We start from the raw sequence: 15182 nt of genomic DNA, 5'->3' as shown, positions 1-15182 counted from the left end.
CTATGCTGTGGTTAACCAAAAGAACTCTGCTCACCGCCGCATTGATTGCGGCGGTTTTCATTATTAGCTCTGTCGATACGGAGCTTGATATAAGCAAACTCACTCGCATTTCCAATATGTTTCGCTTTATCCGCGACAGCTGGCTTCCTCCGGATTGGAGCAGTGCTCCTGAAACGCTGCGTACCACTTTGGTGACTCTCGAAATTGCCTTCCTAGGGTCTTTTACAGCGCTCTGCGTGTCTTTGCCCCTATCCTTTATGGCTGCACGCAATTTGGCGCCTGCATGGCTTGTCGGCATCGTACGCTGGGCCTTATCCTTCTTACGCGCGGTACCGGAAATCGTATTCGGACTTATCTTTGTGACCGTTGTCGGACTTGGCCCTTTCCCTGCGATCCTTGCCATTATGCTTCATAACATCGGTGTGCTCGGCAAGCTGCTCTCTGAGCTAGCCGAGGCGTCCGACCCGGGTCCACAGGAGGCTCTTCGTTCAACTGGAGCTTCGCGACCATTCATTGCGATGTATGCCGTTTTCCCAGCCATGATTCCGCACATTCTTTCTAACTTTTTTTACCGGCTCGAGGTTGCCATTCGCGCATCGCTAATATTAGGCTTTATTGGGGCTGGCGGCGTAGGTCAGCAGCTGTTTTTGCATTTCAAGCTTTTCGAATATGAAAAGGTAGCCGTTGACGTGCTCGTTATTATGGCGCTCGTTGTGAGCGTCGATTGGATCAGCGCCAAGCTGAGAAAGCTCGTTATCTAACAGCCTTGATGGATTTGGAATAGCCTCGGGAAGGAGTAGCCCTCATGGATCTTGTACTTCAGGATATCACCGTGCAATATGACGATCGATATGCCCCACCCGCCCTGCAGGATGTGCAGTTAACGCTGCAGGACGGCCAGTTTGTCGTTATCCTTGGACCAAGCGGAGCCGGCAAATCTACCTTGATCCGCTGTATGAATCAGCTGGTGCGGCCAACCCGCGGCAAAGTGTTTTGGGGAACGCATGAATTAACCGCCCTAACGGAAAAGCAGCTGCGCCCATATCGGGCCGGGATCGGCATGGTTTTCCAGCAATTTCACCTCGTCCCCCGCTGCTCTGTGCTGACCAATGTATTAACAGGCCTTATCGGCTCGCGGCCCGCATGGAAAAATGCTGTCGGCTGGTTCGACGGAAGCGAACGGGAGCGCGCTGGGCACGCCTTGGAGCAGGTGGGATTAGCCGGATTTGAACGGAGAAGAGTGGATCGTCTCAGCGGCGGTCAGCAGCAGCGGGTAGCGATCGCCAAAATGATGATGCAGCGCCCACTCCTAATTCTTGGCGACGAGCCCGTTGCCAGCTTGGATCCCGCCACTGCGCGCGGCATTATGGAGCTGCTCACCGCATTGCATCGCCGCGAAAAGCGGTTGACGGTCGTCAACCTTCACAACGTTGAGCTCGCCAAGCAGTACGCTACGCGAATTATTGGGATGAATCGCGGCCGGATCGTATTTGACGGTCCTCCGGAGCAGCTGACAGACGAGGTCGAAAAAGAAATTTACAGGGAATCGTAAAAACTTCGCATAAACTTAATACGCTGCGGCAAAAACAAAGAGTAACATTGTAAGAAACGACATCACGCGATGTACTCTGCGTAAGGAAAGGTGGCTGCAGCTTCATGCGGACAAAACGAGCGGTTTTGGACGTGTTGGCGTACCTCGTTCTTCCATTTGCCGTCTGGAGTATCGGTCAAATGTGGCTAAGCCGGTATACGGCTCTGCTCATCTCTGCAGTCCCCGGCTTTCTTTACACTGTGTATCGATTTGTGCGAAACCGGCAGTGGAATACGACAGGCCTGTTTCTTCTGGGCACAACTGCAGCCAGCTCAACGGTCGATTTGTTGTCCGGCTCAGCGCAGGCTATGCTTCTGAATAATGTATATTACAAATTTGCCCTATCCGCTTTTATTATCGGAACCGTTGCAGCGCGCAAGCCGATTTCCTTATATTTTGCCGCGGATTTGGCGTACTTCAACGGAAAAGACCGCTTAGAAATGATTCAGTTCTATTCGAAGCATTGGATGATCCATTTTCAATTATTAACTGTGCTGTTTGGCTGCAATTACGCGGTTTTGGGCATCGTAAAGCATTATCTGGTTGATCTTTATGGGGTAGACGGATACGCGAGCATATTCCTGATCCTGTCCTGTCTGGAGGGTACGCTGGGTACGCTTTATGTGGGCTGCTGGCTGCTGCTGCGAAAAAAAATTAAAGAGTCCGAAATCTATGCCGCTTCCGATAATTCACTGCAAAATATATAGCTGTTTTTTAGAATGAAAAGGGTGCAGACCGCTTGAACAAAGCGGCTGCACCCTTGTTTTTAGTAAAGCTTGAGCTTGGAAAATGCGCGGATCGGCTCCTGCAGTGCCAGGTAGCCGTTCTCGTACAGCGTCCGATACTTCTGATGCAGATTGGCATCCGGCGAATACTGCGTAATCCCTTCCTGAGAGGCCATGCTGGTACGGGCTTCGTCCAGCGTGCCGTACACACCTGATGCGGCCGCAGCAAGTATAGCCGCTCCAAGCAGCGCCGTTTCATGCTGTTTTGGAACAAGCAGCGTCACATCGGAGACGCTCGCTTTAATTTCCAGCCAGAAACGGTTTTTCGTTCCACCGCCGACGACGGTTACACGCTCATGCCGCTTGCCGGTTAGCTTTGCCGCCGCCTCCCGCATAAACTCCATCTCATAGGCGGTACCTTCCAGCACCGCTTTGATCAGCTCAGCCCGCGTGTGCGCCGCCTGCAAGCCGATAAATGCCGCCTTGGCCTTCGCATCCCGCTTCGGCGCGCCGCTGCCGGACAAGTACGGGTAAAAGAGCACGCCTGTCGGCTCCTGCTTGCAGCCGGCGAGAAGACTAAGAATCTGCTCGTAGGACAGGCCGTTATCGTTAAGCTGTCCGCGCAGCCATTCCACCGAGCCGCCGGAGAACGTGATGCTGCCCATCCAGAACATCGCATCCGGTACGACATGGGCGCCGAATGAAAAGCCGCTCTCGTAATCGTCGCGGGTAAGCGCGCGCTGCCCCATCATGCCGACCAGTGTTTCCGCCGTGCCCATCGAATCCATCATCGTTTCCGGCGTGACGGCTCCGGCTGCAAGCGCAGAGCACACATGGTCATGACCGCCGATGACAACCGGCACCTCTGAAGGCAGCCCAAACGCACCTGCGCGGTCGCTCAATACGCGTCCAACGATTTCACCGCTGCGCTGCGCTTCCGGGAATATTGCCGGGTCAAGTCCAAAATGACGGATCCAGTCCTCATCCCAGCGCTTCTCGTCAATGCGGTAAGCATAAGTTCTTGCCGCCAGCGTATAGTCCGTTGCGGCCTGTCCCGTCAAACGAAAGGCAATATAGTCCGATGCCGACAGCCAAACCGGACGACCGCCGCCATTCAATGCTTCTGGGACATGCTCCTGAATCCAGAGAAGCTTCGGCAGTCCGTATTTCGGACTCGGCTTCAGTCCTGAAGCGACAAACCGGTCAAATGGATCTGCCTGCGCGGCAATATGCTCCGCCTGCGGCTGTGTAACCGGAGAAAACCACGGAATAAACGGCGATAACGCTTTTCCCGTGTCGCGGTCCACCAGCAGCCCGCTTTCCGCCATGCTCGTTATCCCGATGCCCGCAACCTGCGGCGCCCCCGGTACGGACACAACCTCCCGGATTAATCCGGCAATCCCGTTCCACAGCGCTTCCGGGTCGTATACTTCCATATCCCGGTAGGTGACGGTATCCGTGTGGCACATGGCAATATGTACGAGTGCACCGTCTTCCCCAAACAATGCCGCCTTCGAATGTGTTGTGCCTACGTCAACCGCAAGAAATCCTTTACCTTGTCCCATCTGTTTCCCTCTCCTCCCGTTCTGCCTCACCCTCGCCTAAAGGGCTGCGAACGATATCTATTTTCCGATAACGGTGGCGGTCCTTCTTCTTAACGACGAATATCAAGTCGCCGTAAGCCCAAGGCTCGCCTTCCTTTAACGCAGAATTATGAGCATATAGCCAGCCGCCGATGCTGTCAAAATCGTCAGGCTGCAGCTCGGTGCCGAAAAAATCTACGACCTCGGATAAATGCGCTTTACCATCGACGATAATCCGTTGATCATTGATTTTTTCCAGCTCTGGAACTTCCTCCTCGTCAAATTCATCCCGGATTTCCCCGACAATTTCCTCGAGGATATCTTCAATGGTCACCATGCCTGCTGTGCCGCCGTATTCATCGACCAGCACTGCGATATGCATGTTTTGCCTTTGCATTTCTTTCAGCAACGTCTTCACCGGCATCGATTCGGAAACCGACATCACCGGGCGAATTAGTGAGGTAAAATTTACTTCGTTATTGTCAGTGCAGTTAAAGAAAAACTGCTTCGTGTGAATCATGCCGATAATATTATCTTTATTTTCATTCGCCACCGGAAAACGGGTATACTGCTCGTCCCGCATAATTTTCAAATTTTCTTCAATCGGCCGGTCCGCATACAAGCAAACCATATCCGTTCGGGGCACCATAATCTCCCTTGCTTTCAGTTCGTCAAAATCGAAAATCCGGCTGACATAGCCGTACTCCGCTTGATTGATTTCCCCGCTTTCGAAGCTTTCCGTCAAAATGATGCGCAGCTCTTCCTCCGAATGTGCTTCCTCGTGCTCCTTGACCGGTCGAAACCCAAGCAGTTTAATAAAAACGGCAGCTGAGCCGTTAAGCACCCAAATAATCGGATACAAAATCCGGTAAAAAGCGACCATCGGGCCGGAAAGCGCCAAGGACAACGCCTCTGATTTTTGGATCGCCACGCTTTTAGGAGCAAGCTCACCGAGAACGACATGAAGAAAAGTAACGAGAGAAAATGCAAACACAAGAGATATCGTGCCTGTCACCTGTTCCGGTAGACCCAACGAAGCAAACAACGGATGCAGCAATTTCTCAATGGTTGATTCGCCAAGCCAACCAAGTCCCAGTGCTGTTATCGTAATCCCAAGCTGGCAGGCGGACAAGTAACCGTCTAGATTGCTTGTTATTCGCTGTACCGCTATGGCTTTCTTGTTTCCTTCCAAAGCAAGCTGGTCTATCCGGGTAGTGCGCACCTTCACGTAAGCGAATTCAGCGGCCACGAAAAAAGCGGTTGCGATCAGCAGCAGTCCAATGAATAGCAGGTTTATCGCAGTCATAGAAGCTCCTTCCGGTCGATAGTCAACGCTGCGCTATTTCCCAATTATAGCAAGGGAAAGCCTATGATACAAAACAGTAATATGAATAAACGACAAGAAAAAACCGGGCTGCCGCCCGGCTATTTGTAATATGAACCTGTATAATCCTGTTTATTCGCCCGAAGGGTCGATCGCATAAGGCGGCAAGCTGCTGCCGGAGTTCATCTGCCGTGTCTCTTCCTCGCGTTTCGCTTTCAAATAATCTACAACATCGTCCAAATGTGCCGGGTGCAGCAGCTCTACGGGAGAAATTCCTTGTGTAAACAGAAAAGAATCGCCCTCCAGCAAAACAACATATTTCCCATCGACTTGGGCAAAATGAACATTAACGCCATAATCACTCAGCTTCGCCTTCACGAACACATCGCCCAGCTTAAATTTCAGCTCCAGATCCGGCTTATGCTCTGTGACCGCCACAGCGGCATCCAGCACCTGTTCATGGGTCCAGGTTGGCTGCAGATCCCGTTTCTCGCTCGCTGCCCACAGCTCCAAATGCTGCTCTTCCCGTTCCCGTGCCTCAGAACGATCGTCCTGCCATTTTTCTTCAATATACTGCTGAACCCTTGTAACCATTTGCTCGTTCATCATTTCCGGAAGGGATTTCTCATACGTTACAAACTTCAAGAAATCCTCAAAATAACGGGCGTGAGACGCCTGATGAATTTTTAGCTCGCTTTCCTCCAGCATACCTTCTTCAGGCATATGCGGGTACTGAATCGATTTGATGCTGCGGGCGCTGATCGCCATATCAACGGCAGCAATCAAGCTGTTCTCATCGGCAATCCGGGCGATTTTCGGCTCGAAATCGCACTTTAAAACAAACAGAAAAGGCTCATCAAACCATTTGTCCACTTTCGCCCTAGCAACGATCAGAGCGCCGCTGCGAACCGAGCTCGTCTCGGCATAAGCGAGCAGCAGGTCATGGCTCCATGTCTGATAATCGTTAAAGCTTGCGGCCGTGCGCAGCCGTTGAAATAAGTTGTAATTCGGGTTGCTTGACAGCTCATGGCCCGGCTCGACAATAAACCTGCCGATCTTCGTTGGAGCCTGCTCCGTGTTCGGATGCTTTTCTACCTTGCGTTTGCAGATTCGAACGAATTCCTCGTCCAGAAACGATTTCAGCTCGCTGTCCTGGTACGATTCACCGTCCATCGTTTGGTAATGCTTATACGTTTTATCCGCATGAATAACATAAAAAGATAAATATTGAATAGAAAAATGCATGCTTACGCTCCCTCTAAAAAGAATGAAGGTGGATGAAAGGTCATTTCTCCATTGTAGAGGGCACAGCCGTAATGTCAATCCTAAATGCTTGGTCTACCGTCCGTTATGTCCCGCAAACAAGCGTTTCCCTGCTTTCGAAAGCGGCTTGTCGAGGGGCAGCACCGGCTCAACGAACCAATGGAGCGCGGCTTTCACACGCGGGTGAATGAGTAGCAGTGTAAGGAATGCGGTAAACAACAGAGCCGCGGCCAAGGCGACACCTTCGTTGATCCCCGGCCAGTTCCACCAGCCCATAACAACGAGCAGCTTCACAATAAACCCGTGAAGTAGATACACATAAACCGTCCTTGCACCTGCTTCGCTAAAGCGGTACGTCGTTCTCGGAAGCAGAGCCAGCAAGGCGAAGGTCATTGCGAATTGAAGTCCATATAGCGCGGTGCGAATCGAGAGCCCTTCCATCCATGTCACGCCAAGCTCCGTCCATGTTGCGTTGCCTAACAGCCACGCTTGGCGAAGCGGCTGACCATACTGCAAGAAGGCTGCGAACACGAGAAGCCAGACAAATCCTGCCGCCCATTTACGATATTTGCTCGTGATTATTTTCACATAATTGGCAGTAAAAAAGCGTTCCCCTAACAAGAAAAACGGGAAGTATATAAAAGTGCGCGAGAACGACAGCCAAAAGCCTTCCGCAGGAATCGCTCCAACGGCTAAGCCGAGCAGCATGGCAGCAGCTACGGGGTAACGAAGCTTGCGAAATAGAGGGAGCATAGCTCTCCAAAACCACTGGCTCATTAAAAACCATAGCAATCCGTATGGTACTGCAAGCGAATAAATCGCGCCCGGTGCATGAAACAGCTGCGAATCTGCCAGCACGTATAACGTTTGAAACAAAATGAACTGAAAAGCACCGTTAGCCAGAGTCATCGTGCCCGCCAGGTTCCAGCGGAAGCTGCGCGAGCAAGCTCCTGCCGCAAAAGCGAACGCGGGGATGTGGAAGGTATAAATCCATTGGTACAGCGCCCGCGTAAGCTCTCCCTCGCCGATCAGCGGCTCGATCATGTTTGCGGTAACGACAAACAAAATCAATGCGATTTTCAAATGATGAACAAACGTTTCCTGCTCCTTCGTGTCAATCGTATGCATTTCTCCACTACTCCTTTTTCCGAACTCGACTGTCTTCGTTGGAAAACCAATCGAATGATGCGGTCATGCTCCATTAATAAACGGACAGCATGCTGCATTTTTTCTTTTTCTCTATCTTATCGGAATTGGAGCAGTAAGTATGTGAATATTGTCACATAGTATCAGGGTAACGAGAGTTCATCAGAGCATTTTCCATATAAACAAGCGATAGCTTCGTGCCAAAGCCGGCTTCATCCAGCAGCTTGCCCAGTGCTGTATTGGATTTCGGCACATAGGCAAATGTCCGGCTGAAAGGGCGCTCTCCATCCGTCCACCTGGCTTGTCTTTGCACCATTACTTGCTCGAGCAGCTGCGCGTATACGGCATCGGGAGCTTCGGCGTCCGGAGAGACGGCACACTGCAGCACAGTTACCCCGAGCTTGCAGCCGTTTTCATCCCATTGCTCACGGTACAGCGCATAACCTATATCCCGACCGTTTCCCGACGCGATTAAGCCTCGCCCTTCCCGCAGTAAGCTGCTCCACTGCACCTGCCAATTCGCAGTCCCGCGATAAAAATCAAGAGCGCCGATCTCACGCGGCATCGCTTCCCGAATTGTTAGGGCGTTTGAGCGGCTTCCAACGTTGAACAGGTTTTCCTGCTCGCCCTCCTCCAATCCGCGAAAATCCAACGTATCAACCACCCGATAGCCCAAGGATTCATATAGGCGGATTGCGCCCTCGTTTTGCACGAACGCCTCCAGTGTCGCAAGCTCCACTCCTTCCGTCGAGTACGCTTCCAAGCTTGTTTTCATCAGCATTCTGCCGACGCCCTGTCCACGATATTGCGGGGCAACGCCGATTCCGCCTACCCAGCCGGTTTTCCGCCCGCCCTGGCTGCGAATACCGTTTAGTACTAGCCCAACCGGCTCTCCACTCGAATCAAAGGCGACGTAAGACAACCGGGCTTCCATTTGTTCATTGGCAAGCCGGTCTACAAACGTACGCTCCGACATCGTCATCGGTACGTAATACCCTTGAAAACCATCGTTCCATGCCTGCAGCGATTGTTTGATCGTACACTCATTCATCGGCTTTATTGTCCACATTTTGACCCGTCCCCTTTTTTGTTCACTCGTATTTCTTTTTTACCACATGCATTCGGGGAAAAAAACTAGTAAAATCGTTTATATACTTTTCTACTTTTTTATAAAATGGAGGAAGATGATGAGAAAAAGATTTACGGTACTGTCCGCGATGGTAGGACTCACCGTTTTGGTAAGCGCCTGTGGGGGCGGAGGAAGCGGGGGCACAGGGAAGCAGGCCGCTCATCAGCATGAGCAGACCCATTCCCATACGGAGCATGCCGCAAACGGCGATCTTCGCGAAACGACCGCCTCCGCCAAGACGCTTCCCGCTTTCCTCGATACGCAGCGGAGCGAAATCCGCTCGGTGTACGAGGTTGCGGCGATGTATGCGGATGTGCTCGAATATGTGCCTTGCTACTGCGGCTGCGGCGAATCGGCCGGGCATAAGAGCAACCTAGAATGCTTCATTCACGAGCGCAAGCCGGACGGCTCCATCGTATGGGACGATCACGGCACGCGCTGCGGCATTTGCCTGCAAATCGCCGTCGACGCCGCCAAAATGTCCAAGCAAGGACAATCGGCCAAGCAAATACGCGATGCGATCGACCAAAAGTACGGGCAGAACGGCGTCAAGCCGACTCCAACGCCGATGCCCAGCTAGAGTAATGCAGTGCTGACAAGCTATGAATAAAACCTTCGAGCTTCCTTCCTCATGCTCAAGTCGACTGCAAAAATTGCAGCGCCACAGAAGACACCTGTGAAGGATGCTCCAAATGAGGGTAATGGCCGCTGTTTGGAATCACGAATTTGGCAGCCCCCTTGACCCTCTGGTGAAGGAGGTCGCATGCCTGTTTATTAAAGGGATGATCGCGATCTGCTTCGATGACCAACGTAGGGGCTTCCAATTCCGCAAGCCGTTGGAGCGCGAAAGGCTGTAAAGGCTTTTGCAAAGAAGGGCTGCTCGTATAAAATACTTCATTACTTATATAAAGGCGGCGAAATAGCTGCCTTTTTTGTTCATCCTTAGGAATTAAATAGCTCCAAAATGCCTTCGACATAAACACCTCGGACGCCTTTTCAATTCCAAACCGCTTTACCCGCAAGTAATCCAGAATGCCCGCCCATGTCATGCGGAACGGATATTTCAGCCCATGAATGGATGGGGCCACAAGAATCAGCTTCTTCACATATTGCGGGAACTGCAAGGTGAAATCGATCGCAGCGGCTCCGCCGAAGGAAGACCCGATGATGCTGGTCTCTGTAATTTGATACCAGTCCAACAGTTTTTTGATATCCTCATAGTACGAAAATGGACCGGCAGGAGGCGAGCTTTGACCGTATCCCCTTTGATCGAAGCGAATCACCCGGTACTGCTGCGCTAGAAGCTCCGCCACTTCGTCCCATACCGCTAAGTTGGAATATCCTCCATGCAGCAAAAGAACGGTCTCCCCTTCCCCCTGGATGGATACATGAAGCTTGACCCCTTCCCACTCAATAAACTCGCTCTTTCTCTCCATTGCCGTCACTTCTCCCCTCAAGATTTGTTATTGCTTGTTCACACCATTGCAATCTGGCCTCCGCGGAAGCGATCCCGTAATCCAAAGTTAGCAGCCAGGTCGGAAACTCTTCTCTTTGAAACGGTCTCTGCAGTCCTTCCTTTTGCCTGCGCAGCTCCTCTACCATTGCTTTCAGCTCGATGGCTTCTTTCCGCAGTAATAAAATCATAGAGAAATCATCCTTGCGATCTGCAAGCGACAGCTTGAGCAGCAGTTCATCGCGGTATTGAATCGGATTTACCGGCTCTTTAATCCATTGCTGAAATAAATCGCGTCCCTGCGCCGTGATCCGGTAAACCTTCTTTCCACGGGGATCCTCCGTTTCCATCAACTCAGCGAATCCATCCTCCACAAGCTGCTTCAGCACGGGATAGATTTGTCCGTAACTTTCACTCCAAAAATATTGGAGCGATCCGCCAAAACGTTTGCGGATATCGTAGCCCGAATGCGGGCCGCCGTTTAAAATTCCAAGGATCGCATAAAGCGTATTGTTCTTCCGTTTCACTTTTTCACCTATATATCTTTTAGATACATATTACTGAAGCATTCTCCATTTGTCAAAACATTTCACTCCATAAGAAAACCTCTATCGATGCCCCTTCAAGGATGAGCGACCGCAACTCATAGGTAGGTTTTCTTGTGATAAAGAATGTGTTCAACTCCGCTGAAAACTTATACATTCTTTATCGTTAAAAAAAAAGACAAGCATCCAGGAATCTGGACCTTGTCCTCTTTCGAACATCTCTTATTTCGCCCTCTTGCTTAATGCAGCGATTAATGCAACCAAGGAAAGCACCAAAGCTGCCGCCGATAAAATTAACGGCAGATTTACGCCTCCTGCCGCAGCAGGCTCAGACGCTTCCGCTGCGCCCGTATCATGTCCGTGGCTGTCCGTACCCGCAGCCTTCGCTTTTACCGCTGTTACGGAAGCCGGCTTATCGGCGCCCTCTGCACCGATCCACTCGACAACGCTTCCGTCAGCATACGTTTGATAAGCTTTCCACACAATCGCTTTCGCATCGGCGGCTACTTTTCCGGACATGTAAAACTCTCCGAACTCGGTCGCAGATAAGCCCGGTCCCTCGGCCGTCCATACTACGCTTTCGATCTTACCGTTCGCATCCTTTGTAAAGGTGTAGCTCCAGCCCGGCTTTGGCTCAAAACGGCTGACATTTACTTCGGCCGGAATTTTCACTTCCACCTTCGTCGTTGCGACTTCCTTCTCCGTCGGAACACGAACTGCAAATTTTTCATAGGAGCCTTGCGTAGCCTCTCTCGGATAAACGACAACGTGGGCGCTTGCAATTCCCGCATATAGTGTGAAGCTGAGCAAAAGCATGAGGAATACGGCTATCTTTTTCATTGAAAATACCAACCTTTCATTATCCCATTAGTAAAATACAAACTGTCTCTTATATACCTTCTCGTCATCCTTCGGGTCCATCACGCGAACCTCAAGCTCCCATTCCCCGGAAAAAGGAAGATACGGACCGGATGCCCGATATTCATAGTACGAGAAGCCCGGAAACAAATTCAGTCCGGCCGCCGGCTGATCCGCCAAAACGATCGGGACGGAAATCGGCGCCGTGCCAAGCTTCTGCTCATTGCGAAGCAGCATAACGACCTGCTTCGGTGCTCCCGTACCCTCCGGAAGCCACACCTTGACGGTGAATAGATTGTTCTTCCCGGGGATAACCGGCGAAATCTCCGCAGTCATATGCACCGTTTCGCCCATCACATGCCAATTTACCGGTTCGTTGGAAGGTCTTGGACTGATCGTCGTAAACACAGCACTGATAGCGATAATGGCAGCCATAAGACCAATATCAAGCCACAGCAGCGGCTTCGCCAGCTCCCCCTGCCGCTTTTTCAAACCCAATCGAAGCAGCGCAGCAGTTATTACAACAATGATGACAACTGCTGTTTTGGCCAGCAGCCAGCGGCCCCATGGAACCTCTGCAAGCAGGCGCCAATCCGTGATGTACAGCAGCGCGGCTGCCGTTCCACTTACCGCCAGTACCGCGATCGAAAGCAGCGCCGTCCCGGAAAACGTTCGGGTAAACAGCTTGGCATGAATTCTGCGTTCCGGATGACTCCACTCAGTTAGCAGATAAAGCAGTCCGCCAACCCACAAAGCCGCCGCAGCCAAATGCACAACGTTGAGAAGCAGCGTTACCCAAGCCGGATCATAAGCCGCCGCATGCCCGTTAACGCTTTCTGCAGCAAGCACAAGTCCAACCCAGAGCACATCGGACCATGCCTTTTTATGAAGCAGAGGCGCGGCAGCCACTGCAAGCACAATAATGATAATCCAGGCCATGCCCGCGGAGGTCAGCAGCACCGCCCATGCTTCCGTATAATCCATTCCTTCGACAAGCCCGAGCATCTGAAACAAGGCGCAAAAGCAAGCTAACGGTAAAAATGTCCTCCGGAGAATAAGCGACCCTTTCATGTAACCCGGAGCAACAGCCTCATCCGCCCGCCGCCGCAACATAATGCCCCACAGCACCCAGCCGGCTAAGGCGGTTAACGACAATAAATAAGCCGTTCTTAGCACGTACAGCAGCAGATCATTTCCGCCGCCTGCTTGGTGATGGTCATGCCCGCTTTGACCGTTTGGCGGCTGAACAGCCAGCGTCCCCGGCTCGCCGACCGTAAACAAATACGACTGGCCAATCGGATGCCCATCGGAGGAAATCACTCGGAAGCTCACCGTGTAATGTCCCTCCGGCAAATTCGGCGTCTGCACGCTGATTTGCTTGCGGTCCTCGCTGATGGCCGGCTTGCCCGAGCTGACCTCTTTCCCGCCGCTGCCGAGCACTCTTATTTCGAACAATGCTGCTTCTACCCGCTCGTTGAACGTAACCGAAACCTGCTGCGGGCTTGCTGTTAATTGACTGTTCGCTTCCGGCGACATCTCCACCACGGACGCATGTCCTTGGACAAGCCCGGGAAACAGGAGTATGGCCGCAAGCAGAACAGATAACGAGAACAAAACATATCGTTTGGCAAAGCTGATAATGACGAACTCCTCCTTCAATATCCATGTCCCAATATAAAGGATTTGGCCCGAGGTGACATGACTCTTTCGGGCTATTCGGAATGATCGTTAATCATTTGTTCACATTTTTGTACTAGGAAAAGCTCCTCCGGCTATGGCAGCACCGGAAGAGCTTTTATAAATCGGTTATATGTACGATTTCTTGTTTCCCTGACGGAAGATGATACGCCAAAATCCGGTGATGATTCGTATCGGCGACGTACAAGTATTCACCGATCACCGTTAGCCCGCCGGGCTCGTTAAGCGACAGGTCCATGCAGTCAGCAACATCGACATCTGCACCGCAGCTGGAACTGCCCGGCACACACATTCCGCTCGCATGCGAAAGGTGACTCAGCAGATGATCGATATGCTCGGAACACTCCCCGGAAGATAGCATATCCTCCGTCTCTTCTTCATGGGTTGGGCCGATCGTGCGCGCGCTCTGCTCAAGGTTAGACGGCGCACTGGAAGGACGTGTCTCCCTTTGCTCGGCTCCCGGTCGTCCGCCGATAAGCGTTTGCCACGTACCCGTTGGCGCCCTTGTGCCAAACCAGCTCATCTCTGGGTGCTCCGCCGCTCCATCACGAGGTGCTGCCGAGCCTTTATCGGAAGGCTTCCATTGATGGACGGCATGCTGGAACGTATCGGCGACGAACAGCCGACCGTCCGCCGCCGCGACGCCCTGCGGATGCTGCAGCAGCGGCTTGTCGCCGGCTCCCGCGTCCTCGTCGTCGGGCCCGGCCAGCGTCGAGACCTCGCCGTCGCTGAGACGCACCGTGCGCACCGCGGACGCCTCGCTGTCGGCGACAAAGAGCTTGCCCCCGAGCACGGCGATGCCGCTCGGCTGCGCAAAGCAGCTCTCGCCGGCAGGGCCGTCGGCGAGAGCCTCCTGGCCGCGCCCGGCGAACGGCTCCACCAGCCCGCTGCGAAGCTCGCAGCGCCAGATCTGGTGGGCGCCGGCCTGCGCCACATAAAGCGATTCCCCGTGCTGCGTCACATCCCACGGGGAATTCAGCGCAGCTTCCGCAGCAGGGCCGCCCCGTCCGCCGGGCCGGCCCTGCTCTCCGCTGCCAGCAGCCGTGCCGACTGCGCCGCTGGCCAAGTCCAGCACCCGCAGCCGGTGATTGCCGGGGTCGCATATATACAGCGACCCCTCCGCATAATGCAGCCCCTGCGGGTTGCGGAAGCGCGCTTCCTGCGCCGAACCGTCGCGGAAGCCGGGCTCCGTCCCGCCCGCGATAAACCGTACGGCCGCCATCCCCGGGCCGCGAAGCTCGAGCCCGACCACCCTGTGGTTGCCGGAATCGGCGACGAATAGCAGTCCCCGCTCCGGATCGGCCGCCACTTTCCCGGGAAATGCCAAGCCGGTGCGCACCGCCCCCGGTTTATGCCTTCCCGATTGAATCGCCAAGGGCTCAGCGGCCTCACTCGGTGCGATTCGTGACGGATCAAGCTCCCCCTTCGCCCGAGCATCGGCCAGTGCCGCGCTCACCGCATGCGCAAGCCGCTCACGGTTGCCTTCGCCCGACCAGGTGCCAAGGATCTGCCTGCGCGGCCCGACCAAGACAAACGTCGGCCATGCTTTTACCGCATACGACTGCCATATCACGCCCGCTTCATCGACCACGACCGGGTGACGAATGTGCAGCCGCTCGATCGCCAGCTGAATTTGCCGTACATCGCGTTCCGTCTCGAAGTTTCCGGTGTGAACCCCGATTACCTTAAACGGCTCCTCGGCAAAGCGCTCCTCCAGATAAGCCAAATCCGGCACGGTATGCATGCAGTTGATGCAGCCGTATGTCCAAAAATCAAGCAGCACGATTCGACCAGACAAAAGCTCCCACGAGAGAGGCTTGTCCGTATTCAGCCAAGTAAAGGTTGTCGGCAGCTGCGGCGCTTTCAT

Annotated in this window: 14 protein-coding genes; 4 read left to right on the top strand and 10 right to left on the bottom strand. The window is 53.1% G+C overall.

Annotation, left to right across the window (positions count from 1 at the left end):
* Positions 1 to 2 precede the first annotated feature (2 nt).
* From phnE to GQS10_RS03565, 3 genes are all read left to right on the top strand, one after another.
* On the top strand, positions 3 to 761 hold the full coding sequence (phnE, locus tag GQS10_RS03575) for a phosphonate ABC transporter, permease protein PhnE (RefSeq protein WP_166239091.1): 759 nt from the start codon (positions 3 to 5) through the stop codon (positions 759 to 761).
* Positions 762 to 805: 44 nt separating this feature from the next.
* The gene (gene phnC / locus GQS10_RS03570) at positions 806 to 1552 is read left to right on the top strand and encodes a phosphonate ABC transporter ATP-binding protein (RefSeq protein WP_166239089.1); all 747 of its coding nucleotides are present in this window, start codon (positions 806 to 808) and stop codon (positions 1550 to 1552) included.
* Positions 1553 to 1656: 104 nt separating this feature from the next.
* On the top strand, positions 1657 to 2298 hold the full coding sequence (locus GQS10_RS03565; protein WP_166239087.1) for a VC0807 family protein: 642 nt from the start codon (positions 1657 to 1659) through the stop codon (positions 2296 to 2298).
* A gap of 59 nt (positions 2299 to 2357) precedes the next feature.
* On the opposite strand, the gene GQS10_RS03560 is transcribed toward GQS10_RS03565, so the two are convergent.
* The 5 genes from GQS10_RS03560 to GQS10_RS03540 all read right to left on the bottom strand — a co-directional run bounded on the left by GQS10_RS03560 (position 2358) and on the right by GQS10_RS03540 (position 8701).
* Complete coding sequence (locus tag GQS10_RS03560) at positions 2358 to 3881, bottom strand: FGGY-family carbohydrate kinase (RefSeq protein ID WP_166239085.1); 1524 nt, start codon at positions 3879 to 3881, stop codon at positions 2358 to 2360.
* Complete coding sequence (locus tag GQS10_RS03555) at positions 3868 to 5205, bottom strand: hemolysin family protein (RefSeq protein WP_166239083.1); 1338 nt, start codon at positions 5203 to 5205, stop codon at positions 3868 to 3870. The genes GQS10_RS03560 and GQS10_RS03555 overlap by 14 nt, the downstream gene beginning before the upstream one ends.
* Positions 5206 to 5355: 150 nt before the next feature.
* Positions 5356 to 6468, bottom strand: a complete 1113-nt coding sequence (locus tag GQS10_RS03550; protein WP_166239081.1) for a DUF3900 domain-containing protein — start codon at positions 6466 to 6468, stop codon at positions 5356 to 5358.
* Between the two features lie 93 nt (positions 6469 to 6561).
* Positions 6562 to 7614 (bottom strand): acyltransferase family protein, encoded by a 1053-nt coding sequence (locus tag GQS10_RS03545; RefSeq protein WP_166239079.1) that lies wholly within the window; start codon positions 7612 to 7614, stop codon positions 6562 to 6564.
* Positions 7615 to 7765: 151 nt separating this feature from the next.
* Entirely contained in the window at positions 7766 to 8701 is a 936-nt protein-coding gene (locus tag GQS10_RS03540; RefSeq protein ID WP_166239077.1) for a GNAT family N-acetyltransferase, read from the bottom strand.
* Between the two features lie 118 nt (positions 8702 to 8819).
* Between GQS10_RS03540 and GQS10_RS03535 the strand changes: the two genes are divergently transcribed.
* Positions 8820 to 9341 (top strand): PCYCGC motif-containing (lipo)protein, encoded by a 522-nt coding sequence (locus tag GQS10_RS03535; protein WP_166239075.1) that lies wholly within the window; start codon positions 8820 to 8822, stop codon positions 9339 to 9341.
* A gap of 55 nt (positions 9342 to 9396) precedes the next feature.
* Here the strand turns inward: GQS10_RS03535 and GQS10_RS03530 are convergent, their stop codons facing one another.
* The 5 genes from GQS10_RS03530 to GQS10_RS03510 form a co-directional block, all read right to left on the bottom strand.
* On the bottom strand, positions 9397 to 10197 hold the full coding sequence (locus GQS10_RS03530; RefSeq protein WP_166239073.1) for an alpha/beta fold hydrolase: 801 nt from the start codon (positions 10195 to 10197) through the stop codon (positions 9397 to 9399).
* A complete protein-coding gene (locus GQS10_RS23605) occupies positions 10172 to 10741 on the bottom strand; it encodes a helix-turn-helix transcriptional regulator (RefSeq protein ID WP_166239071.1) in 570 nt (189 codons plus the stop codon). Before GQS10_RS23605 ends, GQS10_RS03530 begins: the two co-directional genes overlap by 26 nt.
* A 240-nt stretch (positions 10742 to 10981) precedes the next feature.
* A complete protein-coding gene (locus tag GQS10_RS03520) occupies positions 10982 to 11599 on the bottom strand; it encodes a YcnI family copper-binding membrane protein (RefSeq protein WP_166239069.1) in 618 nt (205 codons plus the stop codon).
* Positions 11600 to 11626: 27 nt separating this feature from the next.
* The gene (locus GQS10_RS03515) at positions 11627 to 13276 is read right to left on the bottom strand and encodes a copper resistance CopC/CopD family protein (protein WP_166239068.1); all 1650 of its coding nucleotides are present in this window, start codon (positions 13274 to 13276) and stop codon (positions 11627 to 11629) included.
* Positions 13277 to 13412: 136 nt separating this feature from the next.
* Positions 13413 to 15182 (bottom strand): thioredoxin-like domain-containing protein, encoded by a 1770-nt coding sequence (locus GQS10_RS03510; protein WP_166239066.1) that lies wholly within the window; start codon positions 15180 to 15182, stop codon positions 13413 to 13415.

The organism is Paenibacillus turpanensis (assembly GCF_011421635.1).
Lineage (GTDB): Bacteria > Bacillota > Bacilli > Paenibacillales > YIM-B00363 > Paenibacillus_AK > Paenibacillus_AK turpanensis.
This window is presented reverse-complemented; position numbering and strand designations above follow the sequence as displayed.

Excerpts from the sequence above, each read along its gene's own strand:
- phnE (WP_166239091.1), top strand. The coding sequence starts at position 3 with ATGCTGTGGTTAACCAAAAGAACTCTGCTCACCGCCGCATTGATTGCG.
- phnC (WP_166239089.1), top strand. The coding sequence starts at position 806 with ATGGATCTTGTACTTCAGGATATCACCGTGCAATATGACGATCGATAT.
- GQS10_RS03565 (WP_166239087.1), top strand. The coding sequence starts at position 1,657 with ATGCGGACAAAACGAGCGGTTTTGGACGTGTTGGCGTACCTCGTTCTT.
- GQS10_RS03560 (WP_166239085.1), bottom strand. The coding sequence starts at position 3,881 with ATGGGACAAGGTAAAGGATTTCTTGCGGTTGACGTAGGCACAACACAT.
- GQS10_RS03555 (WP_166239083.1), bottom strand. The coding sequence starts at position 5,205 with ATGACTGCGATAAACCTGCTATTCATTGGACTGCTGCTGATCGCAACC.
- GQS10_RS03550 (WP_166239081.1), bottom strand. The coding sequence starts at position 6,468 with ATGCATTTTTCTATTCAATATTTATCTTTTTATGTTATTCATGCGGAT.
- GQS10_RS03545 (WP_166239079.1), bottom strand. The coding sequence starts at position 7,614 with ATGCATACGATTGACACGAAGGAGCAGGAAACGTTTGTTCATCATTTG.
- GQS10_RS03540 (WP_166239077.1), bottom strand. The coding sequence starts at position 8,701 with ATGTGGACAATAAAGCCGATGAATGAGTGTACGATCAAACAATCGCTG.
- GQS10_RS03535 (WP_166239075.1), top strand. The coding sequence starts at position 8,820 with ATGAGAAAAAGATTTACGGTACTGTCCGCGATGGTAGGACTCACCGTT.
- GQS10_RS03530 (WP_166239073.1), bottom strand. The coding sequence starts at position 10,197 with ATGGAGAGAAAGAGCGAGTTTATTGAGTGGGAAGGGGTCAAGCTTCAT.
- GQS10_RS03520 (WP_166239069.1), bottom strand. The coding sequence starts at position 11,599 with ATGAAAAAGATAGCCGTATTCCTCATGCTTTTGCTCAGCTTCACACTA.
- GQS10_RS03510 (WP_166239066.1), bottom strand. The coding sequence starts at position 15,182 with ATGAAAGCGCCGCAGCTGCCGACAACCTTTACTTGGCTGAATACGGAC.